The sequence below is a fragment of the Psychroflexus sp. ALD_RP9 genome, assembly GCF_017311165.1.
Classification (GTDB): Bacteria; Bacteroidota; Bacteroidia; order Flavobacteriales; family Flavobacteriaceae; genus Psychroflexus.
The window spans coordinates 1,880,731-1,898,345 of record NZ_CP062973.1; the positions used below are offsets into that span (position 1 = coordinate 1,880,731).

At 31.8% G+C, this 17,615-nt stretch carries 18 protein-coding genes and 1 riboswitch; of the genes, 10 read left to right on the forward strand and 8 right to left on the reverse strand.

What is annotated here, in order from left to right:
- Nucleotides 1-117: 117 nt before the first annotated feature.
- The 4 genes from IMZ30_RS08715 to IMZ30_RS08730 all read left to right on the forward strand — a co-directional run bounded on the left by IMZ30_RS08715 (nucleotide 118) and on the right by IMZ30_RS08730 (nucleotide 2,501).
- Entirely contained in the window at nucleotides 118-1,059 is a 942-nt protein-coding gene (locus IMZ30_RS08715; RefSeq protein WP_207037924.1) for a transcription antitermination protein NusB, read from the forward strand.
- 44 nt (nucleotides 1,060-1,103) lie between these two features.
- Nucleotides 1,104-1,580, forward strand: a complete 477-nt coding sequence (locus IMZ30_RS08720) for a DUF1573 domain-containing protein (protein WP_207037925.1) — start codon at nucleotides 1,104-1,106, stop codon at nucleotides 1,578-1,580.
- Between the two features lies 1 nt (nucleotide 1,581).
- Entirely contained in the window at nucleotides 1,582-1,878 is a 297-nt protein-coding gene (gene yajC, locus IMZ30_RS08725) for a preprotein translocase subunit YajC (RefSeq protein WP_207037926.1), read from the forward strand.
- Between the two features lie 65 nt (nucleotides 1,879-1,943).
- Nucleotides 1,944-2,501, forward strand: a complete 558-nt coding sequence (locus IMZ30_RS08730; protein WP_207037927.1) for a thioredoxin family protein — start codon at nucleotides 1,944-1,946, stop codon at nucleotides 2,499-2,501.
- Nucleotides 2,502-2,544: 43 nt separating this feature from the next.
- Here IMZ30_RS08730 and IMZ30_RS08735 read toward each other — a convergent pair whose 3' ends face one another.
- Genes IMZ30_RS08735 through IMZ30_RS08755 form a run of 5 tightly spaced genes read right to left on the reverse strand, consistent with a single transcriptional unit; the run spans nucleotide 2,545 to nucleotide 6,681 of the window.
- A complete protein-coding gene (locus IMZ30_RS08735) occupies nucleotides 2,545-3,090 on the reverse strand; it encodes an HNH endonuclease (RefSeq protein WP_207037928.1) in 546 nt (181 codons plus the stop codon).
- Nucleotides 3,091-3,139: 49 nt separating this feature from the next.
- Nucleotides 3,140-3,760 carry a hypothetical protein gene (locus IMZ30_RS08740; protein ID WP_207037929.1) on the reverse strand — a complete coding sequence of 207 codons (621 nt, stop codon included), beginning with the start codon at nucleotides 3,758-3,760 and terminating at the stop codon, nucleotides 3,140-3,142.
- A 1-nt stretch (nucleotide 3,761) separates the two neighbouring features.
- Nucleotides 3,762-4,529 carry an ABC transporter ATP-binding protein gene (locus IMZ30_RS08745; protein WP_207037930.1) on the reverse strand — a complete coding sequence of 256 codons (768 nt, stop codon included), beginning with the start codon at nucleotides 4,527-4,529 and terminating at the stop codon, nucleotides 3,762-3,764.
- Nucleotides 4,529-5,548, reverse strand: a complete 1,020-nt coding sequence (locus IMZ30_RS08750) for a FecCD family ABC transporter permease (RefSeq protein ID WP_207037931.1) — start codon at nucleotides 5,546-5,548, stop codon at nucleotides 4,529-4,531. The genes IMZ30_RS08745 and IMZ30_RS08750 overlap by 1 nt, the downstream gene beginning before the upstream one ends.
- Entirely contained in the window at nucleotides 5,548-6,681 is a 1,134-nt protein-coding gene (locus tag IMZ30_RS08755) for an ABC transporter substrate-binding protein (protein WP_207037932.1), read from the reverse strand. The genes IMZ30_RS08750 and IMZ30_RS08755 overlap by 1 nt, the downstream gene beginning before the upstream one ends.
- Before the next feature lie 62 nt (nucleotides 6,682-6,743).
- Nucleotides 6,744-6,961: riboswitch (cobalamin riboswitch) on the forward strand.
- Between the two features lie 29 nt (nucleotides 6,962-6,990).
- Between IMZ30_RS08755 and IMZ30_RS08760 the strand changes: the two genes are divergently transcribed.
- On the forward strand, nucleotides 6,991-8,826 hold the full coding sequence (locus IMZ30_RS08760) for a TonB-dependent receptor plug domain-containing protein (RefSeq protein WP_207037933.1): 1,836 nt from the start codon (nucleotides 6,991-6,993) through the stop codon (nucleotides 8,824-8,826).
- Between the two features lie 9 nt (nucleotides 8,827-8,835).
- Nucleotides 8,836-9,870, forward strand: coding sequence for a YncE family protein (locus tag IMZ30_RS08765; protein ID WP_207037934.1), 1,035 nt, complete (start codon nucleotides 8,836-8,838; stop codon nucleotides 9,868-9,870).
- A gap of 45 nt (nucleotides 9,871-9,915) precedes the next feature.
- On the opposite strand, the gene IMZ30_RS08770 is transcribed toward IMZ30_RS08765, so the two are convergent.
- The gene (locus tag IMZ30_RS08770; protein WP_207037935.1) at nucleotides 9,916-11,292 is read right to left on the reverse strand and encodes an exopolysaccharide biosynthesis polyprenyl glycosylphosphotransferase; all 1,377 of its coding nucleotides are present in this window, start codon (nucleotides 11,290-11,292) and stop codon (nucleotides 9,916-9,918) included.
- A gap of 103 nt (nucleotides 11,293-11,395) precedes the next feature.
- On the opposite strand from IMZ30_RS08770, the gene lnt reads away from it, so the two are divergent.
- On the forward strand, nucleotides 11,396-12,967 hold the full coding sequence (gene lnt, locus IMZ30_RS08775; protein ID WP_207037936.1) for an apolipoprotein N-acyltransferase: 1,572 nt from the start codon (nucleotides 11,396-11,398) through the stop codon (nucleotides 12,965-12,967).
- Here lnt and IMZ30_RS08780 read toward each other — a convergent pair.
- Nucleotides 12,964-13,683: a CDP-alcohol phosphatidyltransferase family protein gene (locus IMZ30_RS08780; RefSeq protein WP_207037937.1), complete on the reverse strand. Its 720-nt coding sequence runs from the start codon at nucleotides 13,681-13,683 to the stop codon at nucleotides 12,964-12,966. The two genes, lnt and IMZ30_RS08780, sit on opposite strands and share 4 nt — an antisense overlap.
- Before the next feature lie 165 nt (nucleotides 13,684-13,848).
- Here IMZ30_RS08780 and IMZ30_RS08785 point away from each other — a divergent pair, with 165 nt between their 5' ends.
- The 3 genes from IMZ30_RS08785 to IMZ30_RS08795 are packed head-to-tail and all read left to right on the forward strand — an operon-like array spanning nucleotide 13,849 to nucleotide 16,358.
- The gene (locus IMZ30_RS08785) at nucleotides 13,849-14,883 is read left to right on the forward strand and encodes a PorV/PorQ family protein (protein WP_242529649.1); all 1,035 of its coding nucleotides are present in this window, start codon (nucleotides 13,849-13,851) and stop codon (nucleotides 14,881-14,883) included.
- A gap of 54 nt (nucleotides 14,884-14,937) precedes the next feature.
- A complete protein-coding gene (locus tag IMZ30_RS08790) occupies nucleotides 14,938-15,705 on the forward strand; it encodes a S24 family peptidase (protein WP_207037938.1) in 768 nt (255 codons plus the stop codon).
- Nucleotides 15,705-16,358 (forward strand): DUF2461 domain-containing protein, encoded by a 654-nt coding sequence (locus tag IMZ30_RS08795; protein WP_207037939.1) that lies wholly within the window; start codon nucleotides 15,705-15,707, stop codon nucleotides 16,356-16,358. The genes IMZ30_RS08790 and IMZ30_RS08795 overlap by 1 nt, the downstream gene beginning before the upstream one ends.
- On the opposite strand, the gene IMZ30_RS08800 is transcribed toward IMZ30_RS08795, so the two are convergent.
- Nucleotides 16,348-17,514, reverse strand: a complete 1,167-nt coding sequence (locus tag IMZ30_RS08800; protein WP_207037940.1) for a 3-deoxy-D-manno-octulosonic acid transferase — start codon at nucleotides 17,512-17,514, stop codon at nucleotides 16,348-16,350. The genes IMZ30_RS08795 and IMZ30_RS08800 overlap by 11 nt on opposite strands.
- Nucleotides 17,515-17,615: the final 101 nt, after the last annotated feature.

Sequence of the window (17,615 nt, forward strand, 5' to 3'; positions counted from 1 at the left end):
TTCGGTTTAGCACTATTGCTACTAACATAAGTTTAATAGAGAAGTTGGCTAAAAATCTAATAAAATTGAATTACTCTTATTTTAAATCTTATTTTTGCAAACTGAAAATTTTATAAAATGCTTACAAGACGCCATATTCGTGCTAAAGTTATGCAATCTATCTATGCCTTTAATAAAGGAAATAGAGAAGTGATGCAAACAGAACAAAAGTTTCTAAAGAAAAGCATGAAAGATATGCATGATTTGTTCTTACTTAATTTAAATTTATTAGTTGAAGTTAAAGAAATAGCTTCAAATTATTACGAATTAAGTAAAAAGAAGTTTTTAGCAACCGAAGCCGATCGCCAACCTAACTTAAATTTCACTAATAATAAGCTAATTCAAAAGCTAGAAGATGAGTCTAACTTGTTTGAACTTTTGTCTAACCGAAAGTTAAATCAATGGAAACAAGACGATGAAGTTCCAAAACAAATTTGGGAAGAATGTTTAAAAAGTGAATTTTATTCAAATTATAACGTTCAACAACAAACATCATTTAGAGAAGACAAAAACTTTATTATTGAATTATTTAAAAAAATAATCGCTCCAAATGATTTTTTATACGATTATTACGAAGATAACAAGCTAACTTGGATAGATGATTTCCCGATTGTAAACACGAGTTTAGTTAAATTTTTGAGTAATATTTCTGAAGACGATGAGCATATTAAAGTTCCTCAACTATTTTCTAATTTAGATGATGAAGACTTCGCAAATAAGTTATTTACTAAATCTTTACTTTTTAATGAAGAGTTCGATCAAGCTTTAGTAGGAAAAACACCAAACTGGGACAAAGACCGAATTGCAGAACTTGATCGAATATTAATTAAAATGGCACTTTGCGAATTCACACAATTTTCAAGTATTCCTATTCGAGTTACTATTAATGAATATTTAGAGTTAGCTAAAAATTATTCAACTCCTAAAAGTGCTACATTTATAAATGGTGTGCTCGATAAGCTATCTAAAGAGTTTGAAGAGTCTGGAAAAATTAATAAAATAGGTCGTGGTTTAATGTAATCACTGTTTTTTTTATATTTTTGAAAAAATAAAAAATTAGTAAAATGAAAAGAGTTTTTTTATCATTATTAGCCGTTTGCGCATTAAGCTTCACATCATGTAAACAAAATGCAGCTGAAGAAGTTGATACTAAAAAAGCTGAAACAGCAGCAGTTCAAGATTCTAAAGAGCAAAAGTTTCCAGAAATGCAGTTCGATGAATCAATGCACGATTTTGGAACAATTAATGAAGGCGATATTGTAGAGCATGTATTTACATTTACCAATACTGGTGAGGCGCCACTTGTAATTACAAACGCAAAAGGAAGTTGTGGTTGTACAGTACCTACTTATCCAAGAAATGAACAAATCATGCCTGGCGATAAAGGTGAAATGACCGTAAAATTTAATTCTAATGGTAAGCCTAACCAACAAATGAAAAGCATTAGAATTACTGCTAACACAGAAAAAGGGACTGAAACTTTAAGAATCAAGGCTTTTGTAAACCCTAAAAACTCAAAAGCTGGTTCTCCAGTAAAGTAATATGGAGCAATTACAAAGTTTTTTACCTTTAATCTTAATATTTGTTGTGCTTTACTTTTTCATGATTAGACCACAAATGAAAAAACAAAAGCAAGAAAAAAACTTTATTAATGACATTAAAAAAGGTGATCGTATTGTTACAAAAAGTGGTTTACACGGTAAAGTTGCAGACACTAGTGAGAAATTAGACGCAATTATTATCGAAACTGGTTCTGGGAAAATGACATTCGATAAGTCAGCTATTTCTTTGGAATTAACAAGTAAACTAAATAATCCTAAAGAAGATAAAAAGAAATAATCTTTTTTTGAGATCTTAATCTATATAAGCTATCTTTAACGAGATAGCTTTTTAATTTTAAAACAATGGCACTAACAGAATCAAACCCTATTGAAATCGGCTTTGAAGCACCAAACTTTAAACTTCAAGATACTGTTTCTAAAGATTTTTTTGAACTGAAGAAAGACTTATGCGGCGAAAAAGGAACCGTAATTATGTTTATTTGCAATCATTGTCCTTATGTTGTTCATGTTATAGAAGAATTAGTACGAATTGCCAATGATTATCGTGTTACCGGATTTAGCTTTGTCGCTATTTCGAGTAATGATGTTTTAAAATATCCTCAGGATTCACCTTCAAAAATGTATGAATTTGCACGAGAACATGATTTTCCGTTTCCTTATTTATATGATGAAGATCAAAAAATTGCTAAGGCTTATCAAGCTATGTGCACACCAGATATTTATTTATTCGATAAGGAATTAAGGTTAAATTATCATGGTCAAGTAGATGATTCACGACCTCAAAACAATATTCCAATTTCAGGGACTTCATTAAGACAAGCTTTAGACTTTATATTGAGCAATAAGTCACCTATAAAAAATCAAAAACCTGCTATGGGTTGCGGTATTAAATGGAAATAAAAAAGCCTCTAGAAAAGAGGCTTAAATTAAAATTTTAGTTGAATTAAATTTTAACATGAGTCCAGTTCTTTCCTTTTTTAATACGGTAAAGTTGCATTTCAGAAATTTTAAACTTTTTTGCTAAATCACGCATTTTATACTTACGATTTGGGCTATCAAGCATACGCTTAATTTTTCTAACATCATCTTCGCTTAGCTTAGAATTTTTAACTAGCTTAGATTTTGCAACCCATTTAGGGTTTTTAAATTGATGTTTTTCTTTTTCTTTCTTATTGGCCCAAGCTAAATTAGAAATGTGATTATTTTGCTTATCATAATCTTTATGAATCACAAAAGTTTGGTCTTCTCTTTTATCTAAAAAGGTTTCAGCAATGAGCTTGTGCAGATATCTAGATCTATTTCCACCAGCTTTTAGTGTGATACTCACACTTGCGTATCCATTTATGTTGCCTAACTTAATAGGCCAAGTTTTACCTGTTTTTTTTATTCTTCTTGCATCTCCAAGATTAGAAACTTCAATACTTTGATTTTCTTTGAATTGCGGTTCAAGTTCAACCGTTCTCCATTCTTCTTCTTGATTTTTAGTCATGATTTAAAATTTTGGGGTACAGACAAATATATATAAAAATGAAATATAATTAAACAATTGATTTAAAGAATCTTAAAAAAAATAGTTTAACATGGTATTTTAAGTAAGTTTTTGATTTTAATGTTGATGCGTTGTGATTATGTTTAAAACTTTCTAAGGCATTTTGAAAATCACCTTTGGCTTCAATAAAGTCCCAAAATTTTTTGAAGTCATTTTCTATATTATCGATATCAACTACTAAAGTATGTTTTTGTTTGTTGATGAAGTTTTCTATACTCGTCGTCATGTTATCAACAAAATCAGTTGAAATTCGCTCTAGTTGCTTTGGATTAAGTTTTTCGGTTGGTGTTTTTTTTATACCGTCACAGTAAGCTTTAAAAATACTATTCGGGTAATAAGTTCTCTTGGTAAAACTTTTGGCCACTTTAGCAGAATCACGTTTAAGGTAAATATACTTGGCTTTGTTGCCATAGTATTTTTCAAGTCGTCCTAAATCCCAAATTAATCGGTTATCAGCCTCGATGTGTTGATCTGGAAATTCAAAACGTTCTTTGCCTAGCAAGCGAGATTTAGTTTCATGTCCGCAGCTGAAATTTGTGATATGTTCACAGGCTTTTATAAAACTTACTGAACCAGACCTTCCTGTACATAAAATGAAAATATGAGCCATATTATAATTTAAATAGTAATTGATTTTCATCAAACTTAATCATGTTTGAAGGAAATAATTGATTTAAAATTCCACTTGAAGCCAATTCTTTTGGTGATCCGAAATGCGTTAAACCATTATGGATCAAAACAATTTTATCACAAAGTTGAAGTGATAAATTAATCTCGTGAGTTGCAAAAATAATAGCTTTATTTTTTTGTTTGCTAATATCTTGTAATAGCTTAAAAGTGTGAATTTTGTGATACATATCTAAATGAGTTGTCGGCTCATCTAAAATAATAAGAGGCGTTTGTTGTGCAATAACTCTAGCAATCATGACCTTCTGAAGCTGGCCATCACTTAGAGTGCTGCATTTGGTGGTTAATGGTTTTGCTATATCAACAAGTTTTGCTGCATTTACAATTTGTTTTTGGTCTTCTCTAGTTAATTTCCCAATCCAATTAGTGTAAGGATGCCTTCCAAGTGCAATTACTTCAGCTATACTTAATGTTTTATTGATGTTTTGATTAGCAAAAACTAATCCCATTTGTCTTGCTCTTGATTTTAGATCGTAAGATTCAATAGGCTTTTGATTCAACAAAATTTGTCCACTTATGGCTGTTTCCATTTGTGATATGGTTTTCAGTAGAGTTGATTTTCCAGCACCATTAATACCAATAACACCAATTAATTCACCTTGATTCACGGTAATATTAATGTTATTAATAATAGCAGAATTTTGATAACCTATACTCAAGTTTTCAGTATGTAAAACTATTTTACGCTCCATTAAAAACGAATATATTTTTGTTTCACTAATAACCAAATTACTACTGGCGCACCTATAATTGATGTTACGGCATTAATAGGTAAACTCAATTCTGAAAATGGTAATTCTGCTATACTGTCGCAAAGTAATAGGAGTGAAGCACCAAACAAAACAACACTTGGTACTAAAATAATATGATTAGTTGTTTTAACTAATTGTCTAGTCAGGTGTGGCACAGCTAAACCTATAAACGCAATAGGTCCCGCAAATGCCGTAATTGCGCCTGCCATCAGGCAGGTTGCCGTAATCACTAACAAACGTGTTTGTTTAATATTAATGCCAAGGCTTGTGGCATAGTGTTCTCCCATAAGTAATGCGTTAAGTGGTTTAATTAAAATAATGCTTAGTAAAATGCCTAAACCACAGCAAATACTTAATAAACCAATTTCAGACCAACTTAGATTACCTAAACTTCCTAAAGACCAAAATATATATTTTTGAAGTTCATCAGAACTACTAAAAAAGGATAACACATTTACAATAGCACTTGTGATGCTCGAAAACATCAATCCAATAATAAGTAAGGCCATTGTATCTTTTAGCCGCTTAGCAGTTGCTAAAATTGATAGCATAACCAAAAAACTTCCTAAACTAGAGGCTAAAACAATTATCCAACGTTCACTGATTTCTGCACTTAAACCAAAACCTAAACTAGAGCTACCCAAAACAACCAAGGCAACCCCTAAACTTGCGCCACTGCTTAAACCTAAAACATAAGGTCCAGCTAATGGATTTCTAAAGAGAGTTTGCATTAAAAGTCCGCATAAAGATAAAGCGCCACCAACCAAAATACTCGTAACAGTTTTTGGTAACCTATAATTTTGAATGATGTATTGCCAGGTTTCATTATCAAGGGATTGAAAACTGAGCGCTTTTAAAACTTCAGTAAAAGGAATGTAGACCGAACCTAAACTTAAACTCAACAATAACAAGGCAACAAAACAGAGGCTTAATAATAAAATTGATTTTGAAGTTTGCATTATTGAAGCGGACTAAAAAAATGAAGATTGTAATTAGGTAATAATTCAGGATGAAAAATTTTTACTAAATCTTTTAACACTAAATCAGGCCTGTTAGGTGCAAGCTCGTAAAATAAAACACCACCAGTTTCACCTTTCTGTTGAGCAACGCTGTAAACTGTCTTTGTGCTAAAGGCTTTAAATTTTTTATAATGTGGCTGGTCGTTTAGCATCGCTTCATAGCTCGTATAACTACCTGGAGATATCCAAATATCGGCTTCGCTAGCTTTATTTAAAACACTTTCAAAAGCTAAAGCTAAGCTTCCAGAACCTGAAGTATCTTTGTATATATAATCGGCATGAGCATCCTTAATAAACTGCGCTTGCCAGCTAGTACCATTTGGTAAATACCATTTATCATTATACAAACTACCAGAAATTACTTTTGGCTTTTTTTTGGCTGAAGTTTCTAATTGTTTAGTTTTATAATAAGCATCTTCAATAGCTTCAAATTTTTGTTGCGCAAGTTTGTTTTTATTAAACAATGCACCAAAAAACTTAATCCATTCGGCTTTTCCTAAAGGTGTAGATTCTACCCAATCGCCATTATAGATAATAGGAATACCAGCTTTTTCAAAAACAGAATAAGCTTTATTTGCACCATCAACACTAAAACCAACAAAAACATCTGGTTTAAGGTTTAAAACAAGTTCGGTGTTGAGTTGTTGGTTTTGGCCAATATCAGTTATATAATCTTTATTAATACGTTTGCGAGCTTCTTTTGAAGAAATAAAATCAGTATTCGGAAAACCTACTAAATTATCCAAGATACCTAAACTTTCAGCCGAAGGAATATGAGTAGTTGAGCTAAGTATGTATGAAGAAATTGGTGCTGATATAATTGCATCAAAATTTCCTTTAACTTGATCATGAGTTGAAGTATATTGAACCAAATAACGATAATTTTTATTGCTATTAGGCCATGGTTTTTCAACTTCAATAATAGCAAAATCTTTGTAAACTTCAATTGAAAATCCTTTGGCATGCTTAACTGAATAGCCTAATTGTTTTGCTTCAATTTTAGTGGTTTCTTTAGAAGAATTTTGACAGCCAAGTACGAGAGCAATACATAAAATGTAAAAGAAATATTTCACTAACTTTTTTTAACAAATGTAAGATTATTTCGAGTTATGATTAAAATTCAGAAGCTTTTGTTTACTTTTGTTGTGAATTTGGTTTGCTGAATTAGGGTTTAATTCAGCAATTAAAAGGGAATTTCGTTAAAATCGAAAGCTGTTCCCGCAACTGTAAGCTTTGTGCACTTAGTGCATGTTTTGTAATTAAAAAACTTCAATAACCACTGTTTCATATAGAAATGGGAAGGTTTTTACAAAAACGCGAGCCAGGAGACCTGCCATATTCTTAAATTAAGTCATAATCTTCGGGATAAAGATTGTACGTTTATGAAACAGTTTAGAGCCCACATTTTTGTGTGCTTGTGTTTGGTTGTATCCTCTGCACTTGCGCAATTAGATAGTATTCAGCAATTAGACGAAATCGTATTAAGCGATCGTCAGTTGCAGCAGTTTTCTGTTGGTCAAAATCTGATTGAAATTCCTAAGTCTAAACGACGCATTACTCATAATAAATTAAGCGATTTACTTCTCGAAAACTCAAACATTCATATTAGGCAAAATGGCTATGGAATGGTGGCTTCTGCGAGTTTTCGAGGCACAACCGCTCAACAAACGGCAGTTGTGTGGAATGGTATTAACATAAATTCTCAATTTAATGGACAAACCGACTTTAGCACCATGCCAATTTATGGCTATTCAGAAATTTCTCTTCGTCCCGGTGGTGGCAGTTTACTTTATGGTTCAGGTGCCATAGGAGGCAGTATTCATCTAAATAATCAACTGTATTTTAGAGACACAACTCAGGTTAAATTATTTTCTCAAATAGGAAGTTTTAATACATTCGAAAATTTTGTACAAACCAGTTTTTCAACTGAAAGGACAAGTTTAAAGTTTAATTTAAATCGATCTGCTTCTGATAATGATTACCCTATTTTAGGAAGTTCTAGAACTAATTTAAATGGTCAGTTTGAACAATGGTCGGCCCATTTAAGCCTTGCCCATAAACTATCACAAAATTCGCAACTTAACTATTATGGCCAATTTTACGATGGTATACGACATTTTTCAGTTTTACGCGCTTCTGAAAATAAATCGAACTACACCAATATAGATAGTCGAAATTTACTTGAATGGGAATATGAAAAAAACGATTTTAAATCGGTTGTTAAATATGCGTTTTTGCATGAAGCATTTGAGTATAACCAGAATATTGAAACCAATTTAAGTACTGCCAATAAAGCCAATACACATCTCGTAAAAACTGAAGTCTACCAAAATTACGGTAAGTTAAATACCAATTTTAATATTTCAGCTAAACAGACGTCTGCCGATGGCGATAATATTATTAATGAGCACATACAACACCTAAACCTTTCTGCATTATTAAAGTATAATTCAAATTGGGCAATCTTAAGTCTTGGTTTAAGGCAAGAATTTTCAAATTTCTTTGATAGTCCATTACTTTACACTATTGGCGCTGAACTTCCAGTAACTTCAATTTACAATTTAAAATTAAGTCATTCAAAAAACTTTAGGCAACCAACTTTAAACGATTTATTTTGGGTAGAAGGAACCACCAACCTTCAACCTGAAACTGCTCTTCAATATGAAGCGTCACATCAATTTAACTTTAAACCTCAATCTCTAAACTTTCAAATTACGGGATTTTATAATGATATTTCTGAAATGATCAGGTGGTTACCTGACCAAACTTCAACCTGGAAACCCGAAAATGTAGATGAAGTTAAAACATATGGTTTAAACACTTCAATTTCTAAAACATTTAAATTTTTACCAATTCATTTCAAAATTCATTTAAATTATGAATTTAGTAAAGCTATTGACGCGCGAACTCAGCGACAGCTCACTTTTACACCGCAACATTCGGCCTATTTAAATTTAGACTTTCAGTATGAAGCTTTTGCCTTAAATTTTACACAAACTTATACTGGTAAAGCTTTTACAAGAACAGATAACGCACCTAATGAAATATTAGAGGATTTTTGGCTAAGCCACTTAAACCTTGCTTACCAGCCAAAACGTATCGGATTTTTTAAAGTTAATATTGGCTTTAAAAATCTATTTAATCAAGCATACCAAACAATAGAAAACCGACCAATGCCTGGTCGCCAATTTTACATTAACACAATTATTAACCTATAAACACTTATCATGAACATTAAATTAATTTTTTTATCAATCTTTAGTTTTTTAATCCTTACGTCTTGTAGTGACGATGATTTCGGTATTCCAGTAGAATTAGAAGGTGATTTTGCCAATGGCATTTTTATTTTAAATGAAGGTAATTCTTCTGGTGGAAGTTTAAGTTTTATGACTTCAGATTTTTCAGAAACTACTCAAAATGCTTACAAAAGCGTTAATCCTGACGATGATTTAGGATTATTTGTTCAATCGATTTTTTTTGATGACCAATATGCCTATATTATTTCAAACGGTTCTAACATGATTACCATTGTTAATCGCTACACTTTAGAATTTGTAGACCGTATCGATAGTGGTTTAAACGTCCCGATGTACGGCCTTATCTTAAATGGCAAGGCTTATGTTACCAATCAGGCTGATTTTTCGACTACTGCTGATGATTATGTGGCCGTAATTGATCTTGCATCAAGAACCGTAGAAAATACCATTGTTTTGGGCAGTTATGCTGAAAAAATTTATGAATTTGAAAATAAAATTTACGTTCAAAATGCCAGCTATGGCTTTGGTGACAAGGTTTCAAAACTGAATATAGCAGACCAAACTGTAGAGCAAACTTTGAGTTTTTCTTCGGCCATTTCAGATACATATTTAAGCAATGGTAAGCTTTATGTCCTGGCTCAAGATGAAATTTCTCAAGTTAACCTCACCAATTTCCAAACATCATCAACATGGAGTTTAGCTGAGACTCACGTTGGGGCTTCACGTATAGCAGTTGAAGGTAACGCGATTTATTTTACCAGTAGCAATTCGGTTTACAACTTCACAACCTCTGATGATACTATTTCGGAAACAGCATTATTTAATTATGAAACTACTTCAGCTTTTGGTACATTTTACGGTTTTGATGTTCATAATGGTTTTATTTATTTATCTGATGGAACTGATTTTGCTTCAAATGGCTTCATTCAAATTAGAAACTCACAAGGAGATTTAATTAAAGAACAGGAAGTTGGTATTGGGCCAAACTCATTTTACTTTAACTAGACTTAATTTTGTTGATTAAAGTTAAGCCACTTTCGGGTGGCTTTTTTATTGACCTCTAAAAAAGATTACGGTACTTAAGGTTTTAACAATAATTCTAAAATCTATAAAAGCGCTACGGTGTTTAATGTAATATAAGTCATATTGAAGCTTTTCGATAGTTTCAGCATCACTTGAGGCATATTTAGCGTTAACTTGAGCCCAACCGGTTACACCTGGTTTAATAACATGTCTAATTTCATAAAACGGAATTGTTTTGGCCAGTTCTTTTACGAATTCTGGCCGCTCAGGCCGCGGACCGATTAAACTCATATCGCCTTTTAAAATATTGATAAACTGAGGGATTTCATCTAATCTTGTCTTTCGTAAAAATTTCCCAAACTTTGTTATTCGCATATCATTCTTTGTAGCCCACTGCGCGCCATAAATTTCAGCATTTTTTATCATGGAGCGTAACTTGATAATTTTAAATGCTTTACCATTTTTACCTATTCTTTTTTGAGAGTAAAATAAAGGTCCGCGATTAGCGATTAAATTACCTACTAGTACAAATGGTAATAGTAATGAAGCACTCAGTAAACCTAAAGTGCTTACTGTAATATCTAAACTTCTTAAAAACAGCAAATAGAGCTTGTTTTGATTGTTTCTGCTAAAAGGAAAATAGCAGTAAAAATCGTTTCCAATATGTTGTACAGGCACTTTATTGGTGAGCTCTTCATAGACATGAGAATAAGACTTAATTGGATAACCAATTTGAAGTAGTGGTAGGAGTAACTTCTGCAATTCGGTGCTAACACCTCTAAATGAATTCGTGACAACTATTTCACTTATTTTATAGTCTGCTAAAAGTTTTTCAAGTTTATTTTTGTCAAATTCTATACATTTTTTAGCAATTTGTGGTTGCTGAGAGAAATAGCCTACAACCTCATAATTGGGGTCAAAAATCTGTAGTTCTTTTTTAATAGAGTCAGCGTTAAAATCGTCACCAATTAGTAGAGCACGCTTGTAAAATCTTGGTGAAGCAATTAAGCCAATGTAAGCAATTCTCCAAATAAAAATACTGAAGTAGATAACTATAAAAAAAATGAGGATTTGCAGCCTGTTTTCAGGCAATTGTGGCGTTAAGATTGGTGTAAAAAGATAAAAGGCAACCGTAAAAAATGTTGTGAGTAATAGGTTTTTTGCCGTTGTAAATCTAGACTCTGCATTACGTAGTTGATAAATTTCGAAAACAGTTCCAAAACTAAGAATGTAAAACGCAAGAACAACTATGTTAATAGCATAACTCTGATAAAAGGTGAAATAGTTAAAAAAGTCAAAGAGTGAAACAACATAAAGGCAAGACCAAGCAACAATTACATCAATGATTCTTAGCAATACCTTTCGCTCAGATATTTCAAAGTGAGTTCCTTTTTTAAGAGGCATTTTTGGTTAGTTTAATACAAATTTAAAAAAATAATGATAGTACCTTGCATTTTATTATAATTACGAAGAATTATAAATTTAGGTTCATCTTAAAACAATTAATTTGAAAACATTAGTTTATTATATTGTATCTGGATTATTGCTTGCTTTTGCATGGCCAACAAATGGTTTTAGCTTATTGATTTTTATTGCTTTTGTACCACTTTTATTTAAGAACTATAACTTAGTTAAACACGGGTATTCCCATACAAAGCTTTTCTTTTTAAACTATTTGAGTTTTGTTTTATGGAATTTTATTTCCACAGGTTGGTTGTATTATTCTTCAAGTTTTGGGATGCTATTTGCCGTTTTGGTTAATAGTGCATTGATGAGTCTTGTGATGTTAGTTGTTATTAAATTCATTAAAAAATTAAACTTCATAGCTTCGGCAAGTTTGTTTATAAGTTTATGGCTTTCTTTTGAATACCTGCATTATCATTGGGAGTTTTCTTGGCCATGGTTAACTTTAGGAAATGTTTTTTCAGAGTCAATTAGTTTTATTCAATGGTATGAATACACAGGTGTTTTTGGTGGATCTTTTTGGGTGTTATTGGTTAATGTGGTTATTTTAAAATCTGTTTTATTATACAATCAATACAGGGAAAAGACGATTATTTATAGAGCAATATTTAAAACAGTTTTACTTGTTGGTTTGCCTATTGTTGTAAGTGTTTTAATTAAGCCAAACACTTCAACTAAATCCTATATCGAAACCATTGTTTTACAGCCTAATATAGATCCTTATCAAGAGAAATATAATTTAACAGATGCAGAAATAAAGCAACAACTTTTAGAACAAGTGATGCCATTATTAAAGCCAGAATATAGACAACTGATTTTAGCACCAGAAACGGTTTTTGCTAACGGTACCGAATTTAAAAATTATAAGTATTCTCACGCTAAAGATTTTACGCGACAAGTTTTAGTAAAAAACCCAAATGCTCAAATAATAATAGGAATTTCAGCCTATGATTTAATAAGAGATCAATCTCAATTAACACGACAGAGTAATAGATTAAGAAAAAACTTATGGTATAATGACTTTAATTCTGCTGTATTTCAGAATCAAGATACCTTAAATTTTTATCATAAATCAAAGTTAGTGGTTGGTGTAGAAAATTTTCCATATAAAGATCTGCTAGAACCCATTTTAGGCAATGTAATGCTTGATTTGGGCGGCACTGTAGCGACTAAAACAACTCAAGATAATCGTGAAGTTTTTTCTGTAAATACCGATTTAAAAGTGGCGCCTATTATTTGTTATGAATCTGTTTATGGCGAGTATGTAACAAATTACGTGAAGAATAATGCAAATGTGCTAGCCATAATCACCAACGATGCCTGGTGGGATGATACTCAGGGATATCAACAGCACTGGAGCTACGCCAAGCTTCGGGCAATCGAAACACGAAAAGCAGTTGCTAGATCAGCTAACACAGGAATTTCAGGTTTTATAGATCGTGATGGAACCGAACTAAGTCGGTCAAAATATAATACCAAAACAGCACTGGTTGAAAAACTTCCGATTTATACGTCTGAGCCTACCTTTTATGTAACTTACGGAAATGTAATTCCAAGATTAGCTTTGTTATTGGCAGGGTTAATTGTGTTATTTTCAATTACGAGACGACGTTAAAAAATTTTGTTTTTAAAATTTAGTATGAGATTAAGCAAAATGTAAAACCCAATAATAAAAGGAATTGCCTTCAGTTGAAGTGTGATTAAAAGTATAATTGAAACAACAATCATAACATACCGAAACCAGTTTTCATTTAGGTTGAAATTAGAAAATTTAAACGAAAACAAGGCTAAGTTTGCATTCAGTAAATAACTGCTAACTAAAGTCAATAAAAGTAAAGTTTCAATTTTAAAACCAAATTGAAGCGGTTCAATTAAAATAGCGGTACTAATAACTAAAATTGCATTTGCTGGTGTTGGTAAACCAATAAAATTTTCAGTTTGAGCTTCATCGATATTAAAATTAGCCAGGCGATAGGCAGAAGCTAAAGTGATTATAAAACCAAACAAAGCAAGACTGTCTAAAGTAAAAAAATCGAAACTAGATAAAGAAAAGTCAGGATTTATTGTAGTTCCTATTAATTGAAACATAACTAATCCAGGAACAAATCCGCTAGTAACCATATCGGCTAAAGAGTCTAATTGAAGTCCTAATTCGGTACTAACTTTTAAAACACGAGCAAAAAAACCATCAAAAAAATCAAAGAAAATCCCTAATAATACAAAAAAACCAGCCCATAAATAATCACCCTGAAATGCATAAATACTAGCTAAACAACCTGAAAATAAGTTGAGTAAAGTGATGATGTTTGGGATTTGGGCCTTTAGATTCATCCTAGAGTTTTTTAATTTTAATTAAAACAATTTTGTAAATGCAAGTTTACAGAATTTAAGACATAATTACTATTGTAGCTCTTTAAAACGCAATATATTTGAAGTTTTTAAGTTTAAATCTAAAAAACTGTGCCTAAGCAATTACTGCTTTTAAGTATCTTGATGATGAGCGCTTTAATTAGCGCACAAAGCTCGCGAAAATATTCTAACGAGTTTTTAAATATTGGTGTAGATGCAAGAGCATTTGGTATGTCTAACGCTATGACTGCCATTAGCAAAGATGTAAATTCCGTTTACTGGAATCCTGCTGGATTAACTCAGCTTGAAGACAATCAAATGAGTTTAATGCATGCCAATTATTTTGCCAATATTGCCACCTACAATTATGCTGCATTTGCTAAACCAATAGATGATATTTCATCTTTTGGCATTAGTGTTATTCGATTTGGAGTAGATGATATTTTAAATACAACCCAGTTAATTGATGAGCAAGGCAATATCGACTATAATCGTATCAGTTTATTTTCTACAGCCGATTATGCCTTTACATTTTCATATGCTCGTAAAATGAGACTTCAAGGCTTTTCATATGGCGTAAATGCTAAAATAATTAGACGTGTTATAGGAGATTTTGCATCCGCTTGGGGATTTGGTTTCGACGCAGGTATTCAATTTAAATCTAATTCTTGGGAGTTTGGCATTATGGCAAGAGATATTACAACTACCTATAATACATGGACTTTTGATGAAGAACAACTCGAAACAATTCGTGCTGCTGTTGAAGGTCAAAACCAAAGCATACCAGAAGACACTGAAATCACTTTACCTAAGCTAGAATTAGGTTTGGCTAAGTCTTTTGAAATTAGTAGAGATTTTAGCATGTCTACAGCCTTAAATCTTAATACACGTTTTGCGCAAACTAATGATATTATTTCAACTTCAAATATAAGTATAACACCAGCATTTGGTTTCGACTTAGGTTACATTAACATGATTTATTTGCGTGGTGGCGTTGGTAATTTTCAAACCATAACTCAGCTTGATGGAAGTGATAATATAGGATTTCAACCTAACATAGGTGTTGGATTTGTGTATAAAGGCATTCAAATTGATTATGCTTTAACCGATATTGGTGATCAAAGCGCTTCATTATATTCTAATGTGTTTTCACTTAAAATTGATTGGCAGTTTTTCAGATAATTGGAAAATTTCAAATAATGTTGGAATATTTCCTTTTTTCAACTATATTTGAATATGAAAGTAAGTTACCCCATTGAAGCCAAACGTTTTAAAGAAATACGGCAATCACTTAATTTTACACAAACCCAATTTGCAGAAGAACTTGCATTAGGTAATTCTACTGCAGATATTGAACGTGGTAAAACACGTATTACCGGAGAAACCGTAGCATTGTTAATGCAAAAGTATCAGATAAATCCGATGTGGCTTTACGGTAAATCTCACGACAAACACATAAAAATTTCAGCATTTAATGTGATGCCTAAAGTTGTTACCTTAGATAACGACACTGAACATGAAAACATGCTCATGGTTAGTCAAAAAGCAGCTGCTGGTTATCCAAGCAATATTCAAGATGCTTCTTGGTATAAAAAATTACCAGCATTTAATATGCCTATACCACAATTTAGAAACGCCACATATCGCGGGTTTCAAGTTGAAGGTGACAGTATGCTGCCAAATTTATATCCTGGCGATTGGGTTTTAGCTAAGTCCTTAGAAGATATTAGTTCAGCCTCCAGTCATAAAATGTATGTTGTTGTACTTGACGATTCTGTGCTTGTAAAAAAAATCAGCTTAAATCCTAATAGAGATGAAATTGTTTTAATTTCAACAAACGAAAATTACCCACCAATTTTCGTAGAGCCTGAACGTGTACTTGAAATTTGGGAAGTAACAAGTAAGTTAACATTTAGTCTAGATGCTAATGCTGAAAATTCAGTTTTACGAAAATTAGAACATTCTATGGAAGAATTGAAATCTCAACTTAAAGCGATTCAATAATGAATTTTAAACAAGCACTGAAATTTCTCACTAATTTAAACAACAATAATTATAAAGAATGGCTTGATCAAAATCGGTCAACTTATAAATCGATTAGAAAAGACATGATTGATTGGGCTGAAGCTATTGATTTTAAATTAAGCCAGGTCGACCCCGATTATTACAGTTTACCCGGAAACAAGGCCTTAAATAGAATTAATAATAACTTATTGTATCATCCGAACAAACCGCCTTACAAAGATCATTATGGATTTGGATTTGATAAAAAACCAAAGCAAAGTGACTTTTACATTCATGTTGGGCTAAATGAAAAATTTATCGCTGGCGGATTTTATAAGCCCAATTCTACATTTCTGAAAAGTATTCGTGAAGCGATAGATTATAATGGCGAAGAATTAAAAGAAATTACAAACCTACCAAAATTTAAAGCTAAATTTAGAGGTTTAGTTGAGGTTGAAATGCTTCAAAATGCACCAAAAGGTTTTTCTAAAGAACATCAGCATATCGATTTATTGAAACATAAAAGTTTTGTTGTTGAAACTGCTTTTTCTCAAGATTTGTTGTTCTCGAAAGAATTTGATGAATGGCTAGTCGAACATTATAAGGTCATGTTACCATTCAGAAACTATCTCAATAAAGCAGTTACTGTTTAAGTTGTTCTTCAATATAATTACAAATTAAAGTCGTCGCTCCAGTTTGTTTTTTTACGAATTGTGCTGCTTTTCTACCAATTTCTAGGCGTTTTTCTCGATTAGAAATTAAAACATCTAAATGATTACTGAAGTCGGTTTGATGCTTAACTTCAACAGCGCCACCAGCATTTAAAAGTGCTTTAGCTTCTGGAAATTTATGATGATTTTTACCAAACAATACAGGAACTCCAAAGGTTGAAGGTTCTAAGATATTATGTAATCCTGTATGGCCAGCAGCACCACCAACATAAGCAATATCAGCATAACTATATAGTTTTGTTAATAAACCAATGCAATCGATAATTAAAACTTGTACTTGATTTAAACTTGTTATATCTATGCCATCGCTCCATTTTATATAATTGATTTTTAAGCTATTTTCAATGGCTTCAATATGAGTTGTATCTACTTTATGAGGTGCTATAATAACTTTAAGTTTTTGATTGGTTTGATTGATGTAGTTAATGATAAAATTTTCGTCTTCTGGCCAAGTACTACCACAAATTAAGCACGGCTGGTCATCAATAAATTCTGAAACGCCTTCAATAAAGTTGTCTTGTTCAAGCTGATTAAAAACCCGATCATATCTTGTGTCTCCTGAAATATGAATATGGTTTAGTTGAAGTTTTTGAGCTAACTTAAAGCTGTCTTCATTTTGTACAAAAACAGCATCAAACTGTCTAAGCGCTTTTAAAAATAAGCTGCCATACCACTTAAAATAGAGTTGATGTTTAGAAAATGTAGCAGAAACTAAAATTTTAGGAATATTTTTATTTTCCAGTGCTTGAAGCATGTTAGGCCAAACCTCATATTTTATAATTATCGCTAATTTAGGATTTAAAACCTCAACAAACTCTTTCATATTTTGTGAGGTGTCAATCGGTAAATAAGTGACAGCAGCTAATTTTTTATCATTTTTCTTTACGTCATAACCTGAAGGTGAAAAAAAGCTAACCACAACATCATATTGCCTTTTATTAAGAAAATTGATAATAGGCACGGCTTGCTCGTATTCGCCAAGCGATGCAGCATGAATCCAAACTGGATTTGTAATCGTTTTAGTATTTGCTTTTAGTTTTTTAAACAAGTGATGTCGACCATTATAAAAATTAGCCAAACTCTTGTTTAGTCTTGCAAGTAAAGGCAGTAAGACCCTAAAAATATGAATTAAAAATGAATAAATGACACCTAATTTTGGGTTAAAAATACAGCTTTACC

Excerpts from the sequence above, each read along its gene's own strand:
- IMZ30_RS08715 (WP_207037924.1), top strand. The coding sequence starts at position 118 with ATGCTTACAAGACGCCATATTCGTGCTAAAGTTATGCAATCTATCTAT.
- IMZ30_RS08720 (WP_207037925.1), top strand. The coding sequence starts at position 1,104 with ATGAAAAGAGTTTTTTTATCATTATTAGCCGTTTGCGCATTAAGCTTC.
- yajC (WP_207037926.1), top strand. The coding sequence starts at position 1,582 with ATGGAGCAATTACAAAGTTTTTTACCTTTAATCTTAATATTTGTTGTG.
- IMZ30_RS08730 (WP_207037927.1), top strand. The coding sequence starts at position 1,944 with ATGGCACTAACAGAATCAAACCCTATTGAAATCGGCTTTGAAGCACCA.
- IMZ30_RS08735 (WP_207037928.1), bottom strand. The coding sequence starts at position 3,090 with ATGACTAAAAATCAAGAAGAAGAATGGAGAACGGTTGAACTTGAACCG.
- IMZ30_RS08740 (WP_207037929.1), bottom strand. The coding sequence starts at position 3,760 with ATGGCTCATATTTTCATTTTATGTACAGGAAGGTCTGGTTCAGTAAGT.
- IMZ30_RS08745 (WP_207037930.1), bottom strand. The coding sequence starts at position 4,529 with ATGGAGCGTAAAATAGTTTTACATACTGAAAACTTGAGTATAGGTTAT.
- IMZ30_RS08750 (WP_207037931.1), bottom strand. The coding sequence starts at position 5,548 with ATGCAAACTTCAAAATCAATTTTATTATTAAGCCTCTGTTTTGTTGCC.
- IMZ30_RS08760 (WP_207037933.1), top strand. The coding sequence starts at position 6,991 with ATGAAACAGTTTAGAGCCCACATTTTTGTGTGCTTGTGTTTGGTTGTA.
- IMZ30_RS08765 (WP_207037934.1), top strand. The coding sequence starts at position 8,836 with ATGAACATTAAATTAATTTTTTTATCAATCTTTAGTTTTTTAATCCTT.
- IMZ30_RS08770 (WP_207037935.1), bottom strand. The coding sequence starts at position 11,292 with ATGCCTCTTAAAAAAGGAACTCACTTTGAAATATCTGAGCGAAAGGTA.
- IMZ30_RS08780 (WP_207037937.1), bottom strand. The coding sequence starts at position 13,683 with ATGAATCTAAAGGCCCAAATCCCAAACATCATCACTTTACTCAACTTA.
- IMZ30_RS08785 (WP_242529649.1), top strand. The coding sequence starts at position 13,849 with ATGAGCGCTTTAATTAGCGCACAAAGCTCGCGAAAATATTCTAACGAG.
- IMZ30_RS08790 (WP_207037938.1), top strand. The coding sequence starts at position 14,938 with ATGAAAGTAAGTTACCCCATTGAAGCCAAACGTTTTAAAGAAATACGG.
- IMZ30_RS08795 (WP_207037939.1), top strand. The coding sequence starts at position 15,705 with ATGAATTTTAAACAAGCACTGAAATTTCTCACTAATTTAAACAACAAT.